We start from the raw sequence: 838 nt of genomic DNA on the forward strand, positions 1-838 counted from the left end.
CGGGTGAGGTGAGTGCTCGTTTTACTTGAAATGCCTAGAGCTATCATTACAAACTATTCTTTGGGCGCTTCGGGTGTTACTTGCTCGGTTTCGGGAGTTGAAGCTGAGCTGGTTTCTTTGTTAGTAGCTTGTTCATCTTCCGTGGGCGGATTCTCAATTATAATTAGTAATTCAGGGTCGAGTCTGTTGATGGTCTCAAGAAGTACTTCGTGTTCAGGATACTTCCGAAGAACATTGCTCCAAACATCTCGAGCCTCTGTTGTTTGATTTAGAGACCAAAGAACTTCACCCAAGTGTGCTGCGACTTCTCCATCCTGGAATTGTTGAAAGGCCTTGAACAAGAATACCAATGCTTCTTTATTTTGCTTAAGTCGATATAGTACCCAGCCCATGCTATCTAAAATGGCGGGGTTATTCGGCTTGAGCGCTAAAGCTTTTTGAATTAGTTCAAATGCTTCTTGAGTACGATCGGTTCGGTCGGCCAAGGTGTAGCCAAGTGCATTGATAGCAATCGCATTGTTCGGGTTCAGTTCTATTAGCTTTCTTAGATCTTGCTCCATTCCTGCCAAATCATCGTCTGCTTCTCGATTCATTGCTCGAGCGTAGAGTAGCTGGTCATCTTCGGGGAATGCTTGAATGGCGGCGTTGAGTGAGGCATTCATGCGGTCTGTTTCACCTGCACTAGATAGTAATTTAACTTCCAGTAGCCATAACTTAAGAGGGCTTGCTCCAGGTTTCTTTCTCAATTCAGCGAGTCTGTTTAGCATCTCGTCTTGCTGTTCGTTGTGAACCATTAGGAAACTTGAGCGCTCAAGAGATACTTCATAATGAACGCCAG

At 44.6% G+C, this 838-nt stretch carries 1 protein-coding gene; it reads right to left on the minus strand.

Going from position 1 to position 838, the window contains the following annotated elements; translation table 11 throughout:
- Positions 1-53 precede the first annotated feature (53 nt).
- On the minus strand, positions 54-838 hold a 785-nt coding region (locus A3729_RS07800), incomplete at its 5' end, for a M48 family metallopeptidase (RefSeq protein ID WP_197475675.1).

The organism is Oleiphilus sp. HI0043 (genome assembly GCF_001634935.1).